Raw genomic sequence first — 17,744 nt, forward strand, 5'->3', positions numbered from 1 at the left:
GGCGTGGGGCACGGAGTTCTTCCACCCTGTGCCGGTGCGGCGACTCGTGGGTGAGAGGAGCCTTGGCCCCAAGCCGGCTTGGGGCGGCATCCCGATCGGCACGCATCCGAATCCACGGCGCATACCGTGGGGATCGAGACCGTCGAGTAGGCCGTCGACACCACCGGGCACGTCCTTCGAGCCCGGACGCCCAATGGTCGGTGCGGGCTCGAAGGGCGGGGCCCCGAGCCCCTCACGGCCGGGCGGGGGCGGTGGATCCGGACGACGGCCGGGGAGGCCACCCGCCGGACGCGCCGCCGGTGGCCGACCTGCTGGTCCCGTCCTTCTCCCAGGGGCCGACGCCGAGCTTCCCCGTCGTGCCCAGATCGAACTCGGGAGTCACCGTCATCGGGGCGGCGCCGGGCTTCGCCCACACCCTCGCGTAGGGGGCGTCCACGGGGTCCCCGACACCGGCTTCGACGGTGTTGCGCCAGACCAGTCCGGCGCGGGCGCGCTCGCCGGGCTCCAGGACCAGCGGCCGGGGCGGGCCGTCGATTCCGGTGCCGGTGGCGATGGTGCTGCCGCCGTGAAGGACCCTCACGGTGGTGACGGGGTCATGGTCCTCGTCGAGGGGCTGTACCCGCGGATAACCATCGAGTCGGATGGCGCGGGTTCCGCAGTTCTCCAGGTGGAGGCCCACGACGCGGAGCCCCATGGCCGCGTCACCGTCATCGGTGTACACGCGTGTTCCCGAGGGTGGGCAGGGGCCCCCTTCGGGGAACGTCTCGTCGGTGGGGACCGTCCTCACCTCGGTGATCCGCACGCGTGCCGTGTCAGGCACGTCCGGGGGGAGTCCGTCCGTGGAGACGGTGTGTTCCGCGGTCTGGCGGGCCCCGACGGACAGCACGGTCCGCTCGGTGCGCGTCAGCGCCTCACCGGAGTCCGACAGGAACGAGAAGGTGATCGTGTAGGTGAAGGGTTCGGCCTCGTGGTTGGTGACCTGGAACGTGACACAGCCGCGGGTGTCACCGCTCGAATCGATGATCCTGATGCCGTCCTCCTCCGGGGCGGGGGAGTCTCCGAACAGGGGCGGGGCGCCGGAGGTGGTCGACTCCTCGGAGGGGCGGGGTCCACAGGAGGGATCGGCGGGAGGGCCCGGGGAGCCGGACGCCCGTGCCCGCGTCGAGCCGTCGTTCCCCGGGACGACCTTCTGTGATCCGCACGCCGTGAGCAGCAGGGCACCGGCGAGGACGGCGGGCAGGGCGAGGGGGATGCTGCGCATGCGCCGAGTCGATCAGGAGCAGACTGATTCGGACCGTGATGGAAGCCATACTTCCGGTCACAGGCGTGTCACATGTGGGCGGCTTCGCGCTCGGGACGGCTCGGTGGAGCTCAGTGGTAGGCGTGGACGACGGCGTGTCCCTTGCCGCGACCGATCATCCACTTGTTCACCGGGGTGGTGACCAGGAAGGCGACGGCGAATCCGCCCAGTAGCGCGGCCCAGAACAGTCCCTCGTCCAGGTGGGCGTCCATCGCACCGGGGGTGAGGGCGATGATGCCGTTGTCGACCAGTTCCATCACGGTGATGGAGACGGTGTCGGCGGCCAACGCCGCCCTGATCGCGGAGGCGAGGCCCAGGCCGGCTCGGCGGACGGCGAACAGGGTGAAGGAGTAGCCGAAGACAAAGGCCAACGTGATCGCCAGGGCCATGGTGGGCACATTGCCCCACCGGAGGGCGGTGCCGATGGCCATGCCGAGGATCTCGCCGATGACGCAGCCGGTCAGGCAGTGCAGGGTTGCCTTCGCCGCGGTGCTCCAGGACGCTCCGCCGGCTCCGTGCTCCGGGCGGGACCCCGCCTGTCGGGTGTGCTCGCCGTGCCGGCCGTGGCCGTGGTGCGTGCCGCTGTGGTCCATGGTCGTCACCTCGTTCCCGTCTCGTTCGGCGAGTGGGTCGTCGTGTGACCACCCTTCCGGAATCATATACCCCTGCGGGGTATATGTTCACGGTTGCCGTCGGGTGAACCGGTGGCCGGCCTCGGGTGATCACCGAAGCCGGTCACGGCCCGGCCGGGCCGGCGGAACCTCCGACGGATGCGCAGGCCCGTGTTCCCCGGGCGCCTCGGACACGGTCGATGTCGACGGTGAGGAAGCCGACGGCCGAGTGCCGGTGTCACCGCTCGCGACGCGTGACCTCGCGTGACGTCGGCGCTCCCGTGGAGGTGCCTTATGCGCCGCGCACGCCTCGTCCGGCTCGACGAACACCGAACGCGGTCGCCAGGGGGTTCCCGGTGATCTTGCGGAATGGCTCCGCTTGACCCTGACACGGTGACAAGGTCTTCACTGTGGCCAAGGAGGTGGTCCCGATGACCATGCCGACGAATGACACGGACGCGAGGCGAACGCTCCAGGGGCTGGAGGACGGCAACCCGTCGGTGCGGTTGCGGACGGCCCTGGCGGTCGGCACGGCCCCCGAACCGCGGTTCGTCGACAAGCTCGTCGACCGATGCGCGATCGAGCCCGAGTTCCACGTGCGCGAAGCGCTCACATGGGCACTCACCCGCCACTCGCCGTCGACGACGGTGCCGAAGCTCGTCGACGAGCTCCGTTCGGAGGCCGCGCAGGCACGAAGTCAGGCGCTGCACACACTGTCCAAGATCGGGGACCGGCGAGCGTGGCCGGCGATCACACGGGCGCTTCTGACCGACGCCGACGACGAGGTGGCACGGAGCGCCTGGCGGGCAGCGGTCGCACTCGTGCCCGAGGGCGAAGAGCCCGAGTTGGCCGGAGCGTTGGCGACGCAGCTCGGACGCGGCGAGCGTGCGACGCGGTTGAGTCTCAGCCGGGCTCTGATCGCGCTCGGTGGTGAGGTGATCACACCGCTCCTGCGCGCCGCGATGACGGATCCCGACCCTCGGGTGCGCCGGCACGCGCTCGCCACGGAGCGGCTGTCGCACAACCCGGATGCCGGATTCGAGTTCGCGATCGAGGAGGCGAAGCGCGCCGTGGCCCTCGGCACGGCCGGTCGGGAGGGGTGACGGACGGTGTTGATCGGTGATGTGGCACGACGGTCCGGGGTCAGCGCCCGTATGCTCAGGCACTACGACTCGCTCGGCCTGGTGCGGCCGACGGGCCGTACCGACGCCGGCTATCGGGAGTACTCCGGCGAGGACATCCGGCGGATCCTCCACATCGAGAGCCTGCGGTCACTGGGGCTGTCGCTGCGTGAAGTCCGGCGCGCGCTCGACGACCCCGGCTTCGACCCCTCGGAGGTCGTCGATGACCTCGCCCGCCGGACGCGGGAACGCATCGCGGGTGAGACGGAACTGCTCACACGGCTTCGTCGGATCGGTGCCGCGGAACCCGCCGACTGGAAAGACGTCCTCCAGGTCGTCGCGCTCCTCCAAGCCCTGGGATCGAAGAGCGCCGGGAGACGCCAGCGCGCGGCCCTGTCCTCGGCCGAGGAGGTTTTGGTGCCGGTGGAAGCACTGGTCGAGGCAGTGCTGAACGAGACGGACCCGAACGTCGCCGGAGCCCTCCGATGGGCTCTGGCGCAATCGGGTGACGACGGATTGGCGCTGTTGGCGGAGGGCCTCGGCTCACCGGTGGCCGAGGTGCGGAAACGTGCCGTCCTGTCCATCGCCGAGTTTCCGGACGGTGCGGCGACCACCCTGCTGCGGGATGCCCTGGCGACCTCCGACACCGTGGTCCGCAGGCATGCGGCTCTGGCGCTCGGAGTACGCGGAGCAGCCGATGCGGTCCCGACGCTCATCGACATGATCGTCGAGGAGGCGAACGACGCCGACGCGGCCGACGCCCTCAGCGCGTTGGCGAGTGATCCGGCGTTGGCGGACCGGATCGCCACCGGGCTCGTCGACCGCCTCGCCCACGGCACCGTCGGACCGTCCGTGCGCCGACGGCTGGCACAGGCGCTCGCGGACATCCCGGGAATCACAGCGGCACGTGCCCTCACCGATCTGTCACACGACGAAGACCGCGCCGTCGCGCTCACCGCGACCTACGTCCTCGGGATACGCGACGCCCGATGACGGACCCTCCCCGGGCGCCGCGGGTGGGTACCGGCTCGCTCCGGCGACTCCGCCGCGATCGCCCCGGTGGAGGGAGACCACCGTCCTGTCCGGGCCTCCGCCCGCCCGGGGGCGACGGACCGCGCGGCCCCTCACCCGGTCGGGGTCGGGAGCCCGATCGGATTGGGAAACCGCAACGCGGCGGCGCACGCACGAGCCAGTGGGGTGAGCAGCCCACGCAGCCGGTCCGTGGTGGCGGGACCGAGGGCCTGCCAGGGGCGCGCGGCGGCCCGATCGGTCGCCTCCTCCAGCGCGCGGTGCGCCCGGCGCCCCTCTGACGTCGCCGTTCCGTCGGGCGCCAGCCAACCACGAGCGGCCAACCGGTCCCGGGCGGCCTGCCACCGGTCGTCGCTCCACCCCCGGTAGGGCTGGAGTTCGGTGCGCGGCAGGTCGATGCCCGCCCGCAGGACCAGGGACTCACAGCCGTCCATCCCCATCGCGACCAACGCCGCGACATGGCCGTCCCCGCGGTGTTCGCGCAGGACGGTCGTCGCATGCCACAGGCGGTCGACGGCGCTTTGGGGAACGGGGAGGGCCTGGTTGGCGGCGGCCAACACCCGCCCGGCACAGTCCGCCCCCTCGGCCACGGGCATCAGGACGGCGGCGGCCCGCTCCACCTGGCGGTCGTATCCGGACAGCAGGTGCTCCAAAGCCGCGCCGGCTCCGACCCGCCGGGCCTCCAGGACGCGTCGGGGCGTCGCCATCGACCAGACGTCGGGCACCGCCCGCGCGACCATGGCCGGTGCGAAGCCGAAGAACGCGGCCGTGACCGGCCCCGGGCCGACCTCCCCCAACGGCGCGGCACGTCCGGCGAAGTAACCCCGCCAGAAACCGCGCAGTCCCGCCTCCTCGAAGGCGGCCCGGGCCTGCGGCGCGAAGTAGGTCACCGCGTGCACCGGTTCGATCAGCGTCCACAGCGTGCGGGCCGACCGCTCCGCGTCCTCCACGCCTCCGCCTCCCCACCGTCCCACCGGGCCTCGACCGCCCGGTTCACCCCCCTTGTGCTGCCCGTGGCGGGGCGGTCGGGAAACCCGGGAGTCGGATGGCGAGGGGACCGCCGATCTCGACGCGACGGTCCCGCCGTCGGCCACCGGGACACCCGCCGGCCCTCGCGGGGCCCACCCGCCGCGGGGGAGCCCCGGAGCCCGGCCGGGATTCAGTCGTCGATCGCGTCCAGGACCTCGCCGAGATCGACGAACGTGAAGTCGGTCGCCTCGCGGCCGTCCTCCACCGGCGTCTCGTGGCCGTCCTGCACCACGAGCAGGCCGTTCGGGTACGCGGCTCCCAGAGGTGCGTTCAGCACGGCGGCGCCGTCGCACTCCTCGGACCCGTCGAGCCTCCGCGAGGCGGCCGTGACGCGGAAGCCGCCCTCGTACTCGTTGTCGTCGCCCAGTTCACGGTCGTAGAGGGCGAAGGAATCGTCGCCCTGGCTGGAGGCCAGCACGTATCCGTCGCCGTCGGGCTCCGTCAACAGCGTCAGCCCCTCGACGTCGGCCGACAGGTGCTCGCCGCCGAAGCCGGGATCGGCGCCGGAGGGCAGGCACTCGTCGCTCTCCTCGTCGTACGCGGCGGGGACGCCGTACTCGCGGACCCGGTCGATCAGCACGGGGGCGCCGGTGAGGTCGGAGCGCACGCGCCAGATTCCCACGTCCTCCTGCCCGGCGTAGAGCATGCCATTGGCCGGATCGACCACCATGCCCTCCACCTGCGGCAGTTCGCCCGGCTCACCGCACGGTGTCCAGGAGGTGCCGTCGGGCAACCGGAACGAGGCGGGCAGCTCCAGAGTGCGGACCGCGCGGTAGCCGACCGTGCCGCCAGGACGGACGACGACCTCCAGCAGGGCGACGGCCGTGCTGTCGTTCCGGCTGGCCAGCGCGTAGGAACGGCCCGTGGAGCGGTCGGTCCAGGTCGCCAGACCGTAGGCCGTCCTCCCCTCGTTGATCTCCTCCTGGTCGACGGAGAAGATCGGAGCCGCCGCGGGGTCGGTGACGTCGACCAGGGGGCCGCCGGGACGGTCGCGGTCGATGCGGTAGAACCGCAGCCGGTCGTGGCCGCGGTCGCTGACGACGGCGAGGTCGGCCCGCCCGTTCGGCAGGCGGACCCCGTGGAGGAGATCGACGTTGTTGAAGCGGCCCGGGGCGTCCCCGGAGGCGGGGGGCGGGGGCGCGGGGACCGACTGGATCCGGCGGGCGGCGAGGTCGTAGACGCGCAACCCGCCCTCCTTCGCGGTGGCGACGACCAGGCTCCGCCCCGGGGAGGTGTCGTCGCGCCAGATCGCGGGATCGTCGGCGTCCGCGTGGCCGCCCCGCTCGTCGTCGAAGAGCGCCGCGGTCTCGGCTCGGGGAGTGACGGAGGGCAGGCCGAAGCCTTCGGGGGACGGGCGGGCGTCATCCGCGTGAGCGGGCACGGCGGACGCGACGAGGGCCGCGCACAGTAACAGGGAAGCCGGCCACCCTGATCGGCGTACGGTCACGAACGTCTCCTCCGGTCGGGAACGAGGACCTCCGCAGCAGCCTGGAGCGGCGGGGCGGCAGGGTGGTGTCGTCCCGCCGAACCGGACGTGGCCGCGTCGTGGACGCACGGTGCGGAGGATCGGGGCGGCCGAGGCGCCCGCGTCACCGTCCGGGACAGGGCCCGTACGGCACCGACCGTTCAACGACGGGGCGGCGGGGGAGGGGGCGCGGTCCGCCGAGCCGTGGTTGAACACGCGGCGACGCCGGTACACAAGGGGGGACGGGACGGGTGACACGCGGGCGGCGGGGCCGCCGTTCGCGCCGGAGGAGCCCGTCCACCCCGCTGTGCTCGACGGAGGCCATGGATGAGGATCGGTTTCGCTCTGCCCCAGTTCCATCGACAGGCGTACGGCATCGCACGGACCGCGGAGTTCGCGCGGGAGGTCGAGCGGGCCGGGGCCGCCGGCCTCTGGGTGGGGGACCGCAACCTGGCGGCCGTGCGCCCCCGGGTCGGCTACGGCGGTCAGGGCACGACCGTTCCGGCCGAACTGAACCCGGCCGCCGACCCGTTCGTGCTGCTCGGCATCGCCGCGAGCGCCACCGAACGCGTGCTGCTCGGCTGCCACGTACTCGTCGCGCCGCTCTACCCGCCCGTTCCGCTCGCCCGTTCGCTGACCAGCATCGACCTGATCAGCGGCGGTCGGCTGCTGCCCGGCTTCGGTGTCGGTTGGTCGCCCGAGGAGTACGAGGCCGCGGGGCAGGACTTCACCACGCGCGGCGCCCGGATGGACGAGCTGTTGGACGCGCTGGAGGCGATCTGGACCACCGACCCGGCCGAGTACCACGGCGAGATCCTGTCGATCCCCTCGCACCACGCTCCGCTCAAGCCCGGCCGGCGCCCGCGCCCGCCGTTCTACCTGGGGGGCCGGTCCGAACGGGCGCTGCGCCGGATCGCCGAGCGCGGGGACGGATGGCTGCCGTTGTGCGCCGTGCCCAGCCGGGTGGACACCGACGAACTCGTGGCACAGCGCGCGTTCATCGATCGCCGGGCCCGGGAGGCGGGCCGCGACCCGTCCGCCATCGACACCGTCCTGCGCGTCAACGTCGACGCCGGTGCCTCACCCGACCGGGTCGCCGCCGCCGTCCGGACCATCCACGAGCGCACCGGCATCGACCACGTCATGGTGGACACGATGTACGCCGTCGAGACCGTCGACGGGGCCGTCGAGTGGGCGCTGGAGTTGACCGGCCTGGTGGCTCGGGGCTGACGGCGTCCCGGAAACGGCCCGCCCGAGGGACGGGGGTGCCGGGGTGGCCGGCCGCGCCGTCCGCTCGGGCGGGCCGTGTGAGTGATCGAAGAATCGGGTGGTTATCATATGAGCACCGCCTAGCTCGAAAGATGAACCTGTGACTACCACCGTGGACTCGTTCACCAACTGGAAGAACCGCGAGGAGATCGCGGAGTCGATGATCCCGATCATCGGGAGGCTGCACCGGGAGAGGGACGTCACGGTCCTGTTGCACAGCCGATCCCTGGTGAACAAGTCGGTGGTCAGCATCCTCAAGACCCACCGATTCGCCCGGCAGATCGCCGGGGAGGAGCTCTCGGTCACCGAGACCCTGCCGTTCCTGCAGGCCCTCACCACCCTCGACCTGGGGCCTTCCCAGATCGACATCGGCATGTTGGCCGCGACGTACAAGGCCGACGACCGGGGGCTGACGGTGAGGGAGTTCACCGCCGAGGCCGTCGCCGGCGCCACGGGCCCCGACCGGATCGAGCGCCGCGAACCGCGCGACGTCGTCCTCTACGGGTTCGGCCGCATCGGCCGTCTCCTCGCCCGTCTGCTCATCGAGAAGGCCGGCTCCGGCAACGGCCTGCGACTGCGCGCCATCGTCGTCCGCGGGGACGCGACCAAGGACGCCGAGGGCGCCAAGGACATCGTCAAGCGCGCCTCGTTGCTGCGCCGCGACTCCATCCACGGTCAGTTCCAGGGCACGATCACCGTCGACGAGGCGAACAACAGGATCATCGCCAACGGCAACGAGATCACGGTGATCCACTCCGACGACCCGACGTCCGTGGACTACACGGCGTACGGCATCAAGGACGCCATCCTCATCGACAACACCGGCAAGTGGCGCGACCGCGAGGGCCTGTCGAAGCACCTCCGTCCCGGCATCGACAAGGTGGTCCTGACCGCCCCGGGCAAGGGCGACGTCCCCAACATCGTCCACGGCGTCAACCACGAGACGATCAAGCCGGACGAGCGGATCCTGTCCTGCGCCTCCTGCACCACCAACGCGATCGTCCCGCCGTTGAAGGCGATGGCGGACGAGTACGGTGTTCTGCGTGGCCACGTGGAGACCGTCCACTCGTTCACCAACGACCAGAACCTGCTGGACAACTACCACAAGTCCGACCGCCGTGGCCGTTCGGCGCCGCTCAACATGGTCATCACCGAGACCGGTGCCGCCTCCGCCGTCGCCAAGGCGCTGCCCGACCTCAAGGCGAGGATCACCGGCAGCTCGATCCGTGTTCCGGTACCGGACGTCTCGATCGCGATCCTCAACCTGCAGCTCGCGCGTGAGACCTCCCGTGAGGAGGTCCTCGACCACCTCCGCAACGTGTCGTTGACCTCGCCGCTCAAGCGCCAGATCGACTTCATCAGCGCCCCCGACGCGGTCTCGAGCGACTTCATCGGCTCCCGCCACGCCTCGATCGTCGACGCCGGTGCCACCAAGGTCGAGGGCGACAACGCGATCCTGTACCTCTGGTACGACAACGAGTTCGGCTACTCCTGCCAGGTCGTCCGCGTCGTCCAGTACGTCTCCGGAGTGGAGTACCCGACCTACCCGGCCCCGGCGGCCTGACCCCGGCGGGCCGCCCCCGGCCCGGTGCCCCGGCCGGCTTCCGGGCGGCCGTCCTCCGGCAGCCGTGGGGCAACCCGGCTCAAGGGGTGACGGTGGGAGCGGGCGGGGTCCAGCGGCGGGTGCGGGGGACGGTGGTGGACACCCCGTAGTCCTTCTTGAGCTGTTCGGGGATGGCGTAGTGCATCACCCGGCCGCGGGTGAGGGAGGACAGTTCCAGGAGCGTGACGAGGTGTCCGAGCCGGTCCAGGGCCCAGGCACCCAGCGGCGAGCGGTCCTCGACGGTCTCCAGCACGCCCAGCAGGACGGGGGCGGCCTTGGCGACGGTGTCCCAGGGGGAGCGGGGCACGTTGAGCCAGTCGGCGCAGGTGTCGCCGATCAGATGCCGGATCAGGGCGGAGACGATCGGATCGAAGAAGGTTCCGGGGACGACTTCCTCGTACAGGTCGATCAGTTGCCGGGTCAGGTGGACGCCCTCTTCGGACGGGCCCATGTGGCGGACCATGTACAGGTCCAGGAAGCGGCGGGCGGAGTCGAGGTCCTTGGGCACGGCGCCCTGGTCGACACCGAGCATCGCGCCGACCACCCGCCAGGCGTAGAAGTACGCCTCGGCGCCCTCGGTGGACATGTGGACGCCGAGGCGGTGCAGGGAGTCCAACACCAGCAGGGAGAAGACCATCTGCCCGCCGATCATGTCCTCCTGACAGATCGGTGTGCCCAGGGACGCGGTGTCCCAGCGGTCCTCCCGCTTCAGGTGGTGGCGGATGGAGGCGTGCAGCAGGCGGACCTTCTGCGCGGCGGGGACGAAGCGGCTGCCGGCCTCGAAGGCGTCGGGCTGCATGAGGTAGACGGTGAACTGCCCGGTCTCGGCCATCCGCTTGGAGGGGTACTTCAACGCATGTGTCGCCGACAGCAGCCTGGCCACGTGCGGCAGGGCGTAGGAGACCGGCATGGAAGCGAAGGACAGGGCGGTGGAGATGTGCACGTTGTTGTCGATGAAGAACAGCCGAGCCCTCTCCATCTCGTCCCAGTCCACCCAGGACGGTGGGGCGCTGGTGACGTGCAGGTACTCCCGCGCGACGTCGGGCAACCCCTCGGGCAGCTCCTGGCCGGTGGTGGAGACGTACCGCATGAGGGTGTTGAACTTTCCCACCTCCCCGCGTTCGAACAGGGCCGCCACGGTCGCGTCGGCCAACTCGTCGCCGATCGGTCGCAGCGCGTCCATCGACGCATCGGTGTAGGTCATGGAGGCTCTCCTCACGTGGTGGGGGCGGGACTTCGAGACGGCGACCGCCGTGGCCGGACGCGGACGCCGACGCGTCGGGAACCGGCCTCGCGGCTCCTGTCCCCGACGTGTGGCGGTCGGTCGGTGGCCGGGCGGTGGCCGGGCGGTGGTCAGTGGTGACGGAAGACGGCGGTGGCCGCGAGGTCGGCCAGGGCGCGGGCGGCGTCGGAGGGCAGCCGGGCCCGCCCCACGGCGTCGTCGGCGGCCTCCACCCGCCGGCTGATCATGTGCTCGACGCGGTCCGGGGCTCCGGTCCGGCGCATGATCCGACGCACCCGTTCGAGCCCGTCCTCGTCGAGGCGGCGACGGCCCATCAAGCGTTTCAGGTCCTCGCGCTCGTCCGGTGTCGCCTCGCGCCAGGTCTCGGCCAGGACGGCGGTGGGGCGGTGGGCGACGATGTCGTCGGTGTTGGCCTTGCCGGTGCGGTCCGGGTCGCCGAACAGGCCCAACAGATCGTCCCGGAGTTGGAACGCCTTGCCCACCGGGAGCCCGTAGGCGGTGAACACCTCCCGCACCCCCGGTGCGGCGCCGGCCAGGGCACCGCCGATGAGGAGGGGCTGTTCGACGGTGTACTTGGCGGTCTTGTAGCGGATCACCTTCAGCGAGGCGGCCGTGTCCGGCGTGGCGCCGGTGTGCAGGATCTCCAGGCACTCCCCGGCGATCAACTCCCGGGCCGGCACCGCCCACAGCGGTCGCGCACGCGACAGGTAGGCGCCGGGGAGGCCACAGGTGGCGAACAGTTGCCCGGCCCACGACATCAGCAGGTCGCCCACCAACACGGCCAGGGATCGCGCGGCCTCCGACCGCGTGCGACCGGACACGGCGGCGCGCAGGGCGACGTGGGCGGTGGGCAGGCCGTGCCGCAGCGGGCTGCCGTCGATCAGATCGTCGTGGACGACGGCCGCGGCGTGGACCGGCTCCATCGAGGCCGCGGCACGGATCGGCGCGTCGCTGTCGGACTGTCCGGACGCGCGCCACCCCCAGTAGCAGAACGCCGCCCGCAGCCGCTTGCCGTGCGCGGTGGCGACGCGCAGTTGCTCGGCGACCGGTGTCAGGTCGGCGTCGACGGCCAACAGCGCGTCCAGCTCCTCCTCGACGAAGTCGCGCAGCGCCGCGTCGACGCGTGTCTTCAGGGCGGACCGCACACCGGCGTCGAGGGGGCCGCCGACCGGAATGCCGCTCCGCACACCGCCGTCAGGCATCGCCGTGCTCATCGCGTTCGTCGCGTTCGTCACGGCGAGCGTGCCGGGCGGCCGCGTGCCGGGCCAGGGTCTCCACATGGGCCGGCGGAACGGTGGCCAGACGGTCCAGGGCCAGACGCCCGCGGGCCCTGAGGTCCTGTTCCCCCTTCCGGGCCAAGTCGGCCAGGTCCGCCCGACCGAGCAGACCGCGCAGGCCCTCCAAGGCGGTGGTCAGGCCGTCCAGGGCCCAGTCCGCGAGTCCCACGGCCAGCAGTACCGCGTCGTGCCCACCCGGACCGTGTTCCCGTCCCGTTCCTCGCGTCACCGCGCACCCCTCCCTGTGTTGCGGTACCGGTGGCGGCGTCGGTCACCGCGCCACCGGGCCGGACCCGATGGGTCCCCGTCCGGCCGTCCCGTCGACAGCGTGACCGAGACCGGTGCGGGGTAAGGGGCGGACAACCGATCGGATGAACGACTGGACTGGTGTTCGTATGATGATCGCCGGATATCGGGGCGGCCCGTGACGCCCGGCCCACCACTTCTCCGAACCGCACAGGGTGACGCACGGTGCCCCGACCGGTACGGTCGGGGCACCGTGCGTCACCCTGTGCGGTGGGCGAACCGGGCTCAGTCCATGTCCAGGCGCGCGGCGGCCTTGCGCAGCATGCCCATCTTCTGCTGGGTCGGTTTCTGCTGCTCGCCGGCGAGGGCGCTGACGACGGTCAGCGCACCCGTCAGGACGGGGATGCTCCACTGGGTCCAGCGCAGTTGCCGTTCGGCGTCCTCGACGGAGACCGGGTGGTGTTCGGCCGCCGTGTCCGTTCCCGGCTCGGTCGAGGTGGCCATCTCGAGCTTCTTGCCCAGGACGCGGCCGTAGGCGGTGGCCGCCAGGGCGGCACCGGTGAGGAGGGTCTTGACGGCCGAGGTGGCTCCCACCCCCCGCTGGTGCTCCACCCGGTGGAAATTGGACGCCAGCATGGCCACGGCGCCGGCGAGGTGAGCGGCGATGGCGACGCCGTTGACCGGCGTCCACTTCGCCCATCCGATGCTTGCGATCCTGTCTCCGGTCTTGCTGTCCTCCCACTCGCGGGCAACGCCGTTCAATCCCACGGCGCCCATCAGGGAGCCACCGAACCATGCGCCCATTCCCAGATCGTGCAGGCTACGGGCGAGCGTGTTGCGTTCCGGCACACCGACCTCCAGTCCCTTTGCGTAGGTTTTCTACATTTAAGGCATAACAGAGGTTCGAGGTATCCGCCGCCCGGGTTCGCGGACCCGCCGCGTGGTTCCGTGGGGACGGAGGCGTCCCTCACCCGGCGTCCCCCGGGGGTTTCCGCCAGGCGGTTTCCCGCAGCAGACGCAGGCCGTTGAGGCCGACGACGACGGTGGAGCCCTCGTGCCCGGCGACGCCGATCGGCAACGGCAGGGTGCCGATGAGGTCCCAGGCCACCAGCACGGTGATGAACACCCCGGCGATGACGAGGTTCTGGATCACCAGGCGCCGGGCCGTCCGGGACAGCCGCACGACGGAGGGGATGGTGGCGAGTTCGTCGCGGACCACGACGGCGTCGGCGGTCTCCAGCGCGAGGTCGGAGCCGGCCCGCCCCATGGCGACGCCGCAGTGCGCGGCGGCCAGGGCGGGAGCGTCGTTGACGCCGTCGCCGACCACGAGCACGTTCCGACCCTGTCGCTCCCACCCGCGGACGGCGGCGACCTTGTCCTGGGGCAGCAGCCCGGCGTGGACGTCGGTGATGCCGACCTCGGCGGCCAGACGTTCGGCGGCACGTTCGTTGTCGCCGGTCAGGAGCACCGGAGGGCGACCGGTCAGCTCGGTGAGCGCGGCGACCGTGGCGGCGGCGTCCGGCCGCAACCGGTCGGCGACCCCCAGTACGCCGACCGGGGACCCGTCGCGCAACACCAGCATCGCGGTGCGCCCGGCCTCCTCCAGTTCCCGTACCACGGCGTGCGCGGCGACGGCGGCGGCGGGCAGAAGCCGGGCCGGGGAGCCCACGTGGACCGTGTGGCCGTCGACGGTGGCCCGCACGCCCTGGCCGGGGACGGAGGCGAAGTCGACCGCGTCGGCCAGGGTCAGGCGGCGCTCCCGGGCGGCGCCCACGATGGCGCGGGCCAGCGGGTGCTCGCTGGGGTGTTCGGCCGCGGCCGCCAGGGCCAGCAGCGCCTCGTCGGTCAGGCCGGCGCCGGCCAGCGGCCGCAGGTCGGTCAGGTGGGGGGTGCCCTCGGTGAGGGTGCCGGTCTTGTCCAACGCGACCGTGTCGACCTGCCCGAGGCGCTCCATGACGACGGCGGACTTGGCCAGCACTCCGTGGCGCCCGGCGTTGGCGATGGCCGACAGCAGCGGCGGCATCGTGGACAGCACCACCGCGCACGGGGAGGCCACGATCATGAAGGTCATCGCGCGCAGCAGCGCTGACCGCAGCTCGTCACCGAGGGCGAGCGGGATCGCGAAGACCGCCACGGTGGCGATCACCATGCCGACCGAGTAGCGCTGTTCGATCTTCTCGATGAACAGTTGTGTGGGGGCCTTCGTCTCGGAGGCCTCCTCGACCATCCGCACGATCCGGGCGATCACCGAGTCCGACGGGTCCCGCTCCACGCGCACCCGTAGGGCGCCGGTGCCGTTCACGGTGCCGGCGAACACCTCGTCCTCGGCCTGTTTGGCCACCGGCAGCGGCTCACCGGTGATGGTGGCCTGGTCCACCTCGCTCTCGCCGGCCAGGACCCGGCCGTCGGCACCGATCCGCTCGCCGGGGCGGACCAGGATCACGTCCCCCACCGTCAGCTCCTCGGCGGCGACGGTCGTCTCGTCCCCGTCGGGCGACAGCCGGGTCGCGGTGGGGGGCGCGAGGTCGAGCAGGCCGCGCACCGAGTCCGCCGTGCGCGCGGTGGCGATGGCCTCCAGGGCGCCGGAGGTGGCGAAGATGACGATCAGCAGGGCCCCGTCGAGCACCTGACCGATGGCGGCGGCACCGAGCGCGGCGACGACCATCAGCAGGTCCACGTCCAGGGTCTTGTCCCTCAGGGCCTTGCACCCTTCCCAGCCCGGCTCCCAGCCGCCGGTGGCGTAGACGGCGGCGTACAGCGGCCCCCAGGCCCACGCGGGAGCGCCGAGCAGGTCGAGCGGCAGGGCGATCAGGAACAGCACCAGGGCCGCGAGCGCCCAACGGGCTTCGGGGAGGGCCAGGATCCGGGTACGTCGCCGTGGCGCGGTGGGATCCGTCCGTCCGGCAGGTGGTGCGGGGGCGGTCAACGTGGAGGTCATGACGGAGGCCTTCGGTGAGAGCGGTCTCTGACCCTCTCACGTTACATGAATCACTGAACATTCATTCATGTTTTTGTTTCCGTAGGATGGCGTCATGGGCCACGGAGCGAAACCCCCCGAGAACGACAGCGCCCCCCCGCGCACCCGGCTGACTCCCCAGAACGCGCCGAAGGTCGCGGAAACCCTCCAGGCCCTCGCCACCCCCTCCCGGTTGCTGATCCTGGCCCGGCTGCGAGAGGGGCCGTGCGCGGTCACCGAACTGGCCGCCGCCGTCGGCATGGAACAGTCCGCCTGCTCCCACCAGCTCCGCGTCCTGCGGACGCTGGGCCTGGTCACGGGCGACCGCCGGGGGCGGTCCGTGGTCTACGCGCTCCACGACAACCACGTCGCCGAACTGCTCGACCAGGCCCTCCACCACGTCGAGCACCTGCGGCTGGGCATCACCGACGCTCCCGTGGAAGCGGCCGCGCCCACCGGCCCGGTCGTGCCTTCCTGAACCGGGCCGCACCGGCGGCCGCACCGGAACGGGCGGCCCGCCGCACCCGCGCCCCGGAGCACCCGAGGCGGCACCTTCCGCCGCGCGCCTCAGCGCGGGCCGGTGGGCGGGGCGGCCCGTGCCGCGAGCCGGTGACGGTTCTCGGTGAGGGCCGACGCGAAGGCGGCGATGGGGGGCCACGACCACTGGCCGGTGCGCGCGAGCAGGAAGCCGCGGCGGGTTCCGACCAGCGGGTCCAGGGGACGGAAGGTGACGTCCGTGCGACCTTCCTCGGTACCGGCCTCGGCCAGCAGCGCCACCCCCATCCCCGCTCCGACCAGGCTGTTGACCAGATGGAGGCTGTCCACGCGGTGAACGATGCGGGGGGTGAAACCGGCGAGCGCGCAGACCCGTTGCACCAGTTCGTCGTCGTCGGTGCCACGTGAGTTGCCGATCCAGCCGGTGGCGGCGTAGTCGGCCAGTTCGGACACGCCGACCGGTCGCCGGTCGACGCCGGCACGGTGTACGGGCACGGCGAGGTACAGGGGTTCCTCTCCCAGGCGCCTGGCGTCCAGCTCCGGTGGTACGGCGCGCGGCACCAGGCTGTAGTCGTACGCCACGCCCAGGTCGACGTCACCGGAGCGCAGCAGGTCCACCGTGTGCTCCGGCTCGTGTTCGAGCACCTCCACCTCGACGCGCGGGTGCGACTCCCGCAGCCGGGTCAGGGCGGGCAGCACCATCGGCTCGACGGCGCTGAAGAAGCTCGCCAGCCGCACGCGTCCGGCGGGCTCGCTCCCGCCCCGCAGCTCCGCCCGGGCCTCCTCCACCGCCGCGAGGATGCCCACGGCGTGCTCCACCAGGCGTTTGCCCGCCGGCGTCAGTTGGACCTGACGGCCCACCGGAGTCAGCAGCCGTACGCCGACCTCCCGTTCCAGCACGGCCAGGTGTTTGGAGACCGCGGAGGTTCCGTAGCCGGTGTCGGCGGCCACCGCGGCCATGGTGCCCAGGCGGTCGAGCTCGACCAGCAGTCTGAGCCGGCCCAGGTTCGGGAGCTGTCCCGCGTCGTCTGCCGCCATGTCGCCATCGTCCACCATCAGTGGACGGTATGTCCACGATCGGTTCGTGGACAGAAGCAAACGGATGGCGTTCCAATGGCCCGGTGAACGCCACCACCGCCCCTACCGAGCCCCATGTCGCCGCATCGCCCACCACACCCCGCCGCGTGCCGGGGACGGCGCTCGTCCTGGCGGCCATGGTCGTCCTGCACACCGGCAGCGCACTGGCGACCGAACTGTTCTCCTCCCTCGGCCCGACCGGCACCACCTGGCTGCGTCTGACCTTCGCCGCCGCTCTCCTGCTGGCCTTCACCGGGCGGTCGCTGTGGCCGGTGGTGCGAGCGGCGCCGCGGGGCGACCTGCTGGCCACCGTCCTGCTCGGGTCGGTCAGCGCGGGCATGATGCTGCTCTTCTCCGAAGCCGCCGCGCGGCTGCCCCTGGGAACCGCCACCGCCCTGGAGTTCCTCGGCCCGCTGGTCGTCGCCGTCGTCGCCTCCCGGCGGTGCCGGGAACTGGCCTGGCTGGGGCTGGCCGCGGCAGGAGTCCTGCTGCTCACCTCGCCCTGGAGCGGCACCGCGAACTCGGCTGGTGTCCTGTTCGGGCTCGGCTCGGCGGCGTGCTGGGCCCTCTACGTGGTCGGCACCTCACACGTCGGCAGCCGCTTCTCGGCCCCCCACGCCCTGGCCGTCTCGCTCACCGTCGCCTCCCTCACCGCCGCACCGGTCGGTGCCCCCGGCGCCCTGGAGGCCCTCACCTGGCGGACGGCCGCCGCGGCGGCGGGCATCGCCCTGCTCATGCCGCTGGTGCCGTTCCTGCTGGAGATGACGGCCCTTCAGCGCATCGGCAAGACCACCTACGGCACACTGGCCGGTCTGGAGCCGGCCGTGAGCCTCCTGGCCGGTGTGGTCCTCATCGCCCAGATCCCCACGGCCCTCCACCTCGTCGGCACCCTCCTGGTGGTCACCGCCGGTATCGGCGCGGCACGAGCGGAGGCACGGGGCCGGAAAGGACGCCGTCCACCGGCCGGTGGCGCCGGGTGACGGACGGTCGGCGGGGAGCGGGTTCGTCCGTTCGCCTCGCCCC

The 17,744-nt window shown here is 72.2% G+C and carries 16 protein-coding genes; 6 read left to right on the forward strand and 10 right to left on the reverse strand.

The features are described 5' to 3' along the window. Window positions 1–232 precede the first annotated feature (232 nt). Entirely contained in the window at window positions 233–1,261 is a 1,029-nt protein-coding gene (locus tag F0L17_RS25295; protein ID WP_155072845.1) for a DUF4232 domain-containing protein, read from the reverse strand. A gap of 110 nt (window positions 1,262–1,371) precedes the next feature. Continuing rightward, window positions 1,372–1,893 carry a DUF4396 domain-containing protein gene (locus tag F0L17_RS25300; RefSeq protein WP_155072846.1) on the reverse strand — a complete coding sequence of 174 codons (522 nt, stop codon included), beginning with the start codon at window positions 1,891–1,893 and terminating at the stop codon, window positions 1,372–1,374. 449 nt (window positions 1,894–2,342) lie between these two features. On the opposite strand from F0L17_RS25300, the gene F0L17_RS25305 reads away from it, so the two are divergent. Together F0L17_RS25305 and F0L17_RS25310 are read left to right on the forward strand one after the other, a co-directional pair. Beyond that, window positions 2,343–3,014: a HEAT repeat domain-containing protein gene (locus tag F0L17_RS25305; RefSeq protein WP_155072847.1), complete on the forward strand. Its 672-nt coding sequence runs from the start codon at window positions 2,343–2,345 to the stop codon at window positions 3,012–3,014. A gap of 6 nt (window positions 3,015–3,020) precedes the next feature. Beyond that, complete coding sequence (locus F0L17_RS25310; protein ID WP_162466679.1) at window positions 3,021–4,025, forward strand: MerR family transcriptional regulator; 1,005 nt, start codon at window positions 3,021–3,023, stop codon at window positions 4,023–4,025. 131 nt (window positions 4,026–4,156) lie between these two features. On the opposite strand, the gene F0L17_RS25315 is transcribed toward F0L17_RS25310, so the two are convergent. Then, a complete protein-coding gene (locus tag F0L17_RS25315; protein ID WP_162466680.1) occupies window positions 4,157–5,011 on the reverse strand; it encodes an SCO6745 family protein in 855 nt (284 codons plus the stop codon). A 209-nt stretch (window positions 5,012–5,220) separates the two neighbouring features. Further along, on the reverse strand, window positions 5,221–6,537 hold the full coding sequence (locus F0L17_RS25320; RefSeq protein WP_162466681.1) for a phytase: 1,317 nt from the start codon (window positions 6,535–6,537) through the stop codon (window positions 5,221–5,223). A gap of 345 nt (window positions 6,538–6,882) precedes the next feature. Between F0L17_RS25320 and F0L17_RS25325 the strand changes: the two genes are divergently transcribed. Together F0L17_RS25325 and F0L17_RS25330 are read left to right on the forward strand one after the other, a co-directional pair. Further along, a complete protein-coding gene (locus tag F0L17_RS25325) occupies window positions 6,883–7,785 on the forward strand; it encodes a TIGR03619 family F420-dependent LLM class oxidoreductase (protein ID WP_155072849.1) in 903 nt (300 codons plus the stop codon). Window positions 7,786–7,924: 139 nt separating this feature from the next. Then, on the forward strand, window positions 7,925–9,388 hold the full coding sequence (locus F0L17_RS25330) for a glyceraldehyde-3-phosphate dehydrogenase (protein WP_162466682.1): 1,464 nt from the start codon (window positions 7,925–7,927) through the stop codon (window positions 9,386–9,388). Between the two features lie 79 nt (window positions 9,389–9,467). On the opposite strand, the gene F0L17_RS25335 is transcribed toward F0L17_RS25330, so the two are convergent. From F0L17_RS25335 to F0L17_RS25355, 5 genes are all read right to left on the reverse strand, one after another. Further along, window positions 9,468–10,631, reverse strand: coding sequence for an oxygenase MpaB family protein (locus tag F0L17_RS25335; RefSeq protein ID WP_155072850.1), 1,164 nt, complete (start codon window positions 10,629–10,631; stop codon window positions 9,468–9,470). Window positions 10,632–10,780: 149 nt separating this feature from the next. Then, window positions 10,781–11,872, reverse strand: a complete 1,092-nt coding sequence (locus F0L17_RS25340) for a polyprenyl synthetase family protein (protein WP_155072851.1) — start codon at window positions 11,870–11,872, stop codon at window positions 10,781–10,783. After that, window positions 11,865–12,176: a hypothetical protein gene (locus tag F0L17_RS25345; RefSeq protein WP_162466683.1), complete on the reverse strand. Its 312-nt coding sequence runs from the start codon at window positions 12,174–12,176 to the stop codon at window positions 11,865–11,867. The genes F0L17_RS25340 and F0L17_RS25345 overlap by 8 nt, the downstream gene beginning before the upstream one ends. A 302-nt stretch (window positions 12,177–12,478) precedes the next feature. Beyond that, window positions 12,479–12,997, reverse strand: a complete 519-nt coding sequence (locus tag F0L17_RS25350) for a hypothetical protein (protein ID WP_155072852.1) — start codon at window positions 12,995–12,997, stop codon at window positions 12,479–12,481. Between the two features lie 163 nt (window positions 12,998–13,160). Further along, window positions 13,161–15,131 (reverse strand): heavy metal translocating P-type ATPase, encoded by a 1,971-nt coding sequence (locus F0L17_RS25355; protein ID WP_155072853.1) that lies wholly within the window; start codon window positions 15,129–15,131, stop codon window positions 13,161–13,163. Between the two features lie 94 nt (window positions 15,132–15,225). Between F0L17_RS25355 and F0L17_RS25360 the strand changes: the two genes are divergently transcribed. Next, window positions 15,226–15,627: an ArsR/SmtB family transcription factor gene (locus tag F0L17_RS25360; RefSeq protein WP_155072854.1), complete on the forward strand. Its 402-nt coding sequence runs from the start codon at window positions 15,226–15,228 to the stop codon at window positions 15,625–15,627. An 89-nt stretch (window positions 15,628–15,716) separates the two neighbouring features. Here F0L17_RS25360 and F0L17_RS25365 read toward each other — a convergent pair whose 3' ends face one another. Next, the gene (locus tag F0L17_RS25365; protein WP_155072855.1) at window positions 15,717–16,682 is read right to left on the reverse strand and encodes a LysR substrate-binding domain-containing protein; all 966 of its coding nucleotides are present in this window, start codon (window positions 16,680–16,682) and stop codon (window positions 15,717–15,719) included. Between the two features lie 83 nt (window positions 16,683–16,765). Here F0L17_RS25365 and F0L17_RS25370 point away from each other — a divergent pair, with 83 nt between their 5' ends. After that, complete coding sequence (locus F0L17_RS25370; protein WP_338018218.1) at window positions 16,766–17,701, forward strand: EamA family transporter; 936 nt, start codon at window positions 16,766–16,768, stop codon at window positions 17,699–17,701. Window positions 17,702–17,744 lie beyond the last annotated feature (43 nt).

The sequence above is a fragment of the Streptomyces taklimakanensis genome (assembly GCF_009709575.1).
Classification (GTDB): domain Bacteria; phylum Actinomycetota; class Actinomycetes; order Streptomycetales; family Streptomycetaceae; genus Streptomyces; species Streptomyces taklimakanensis.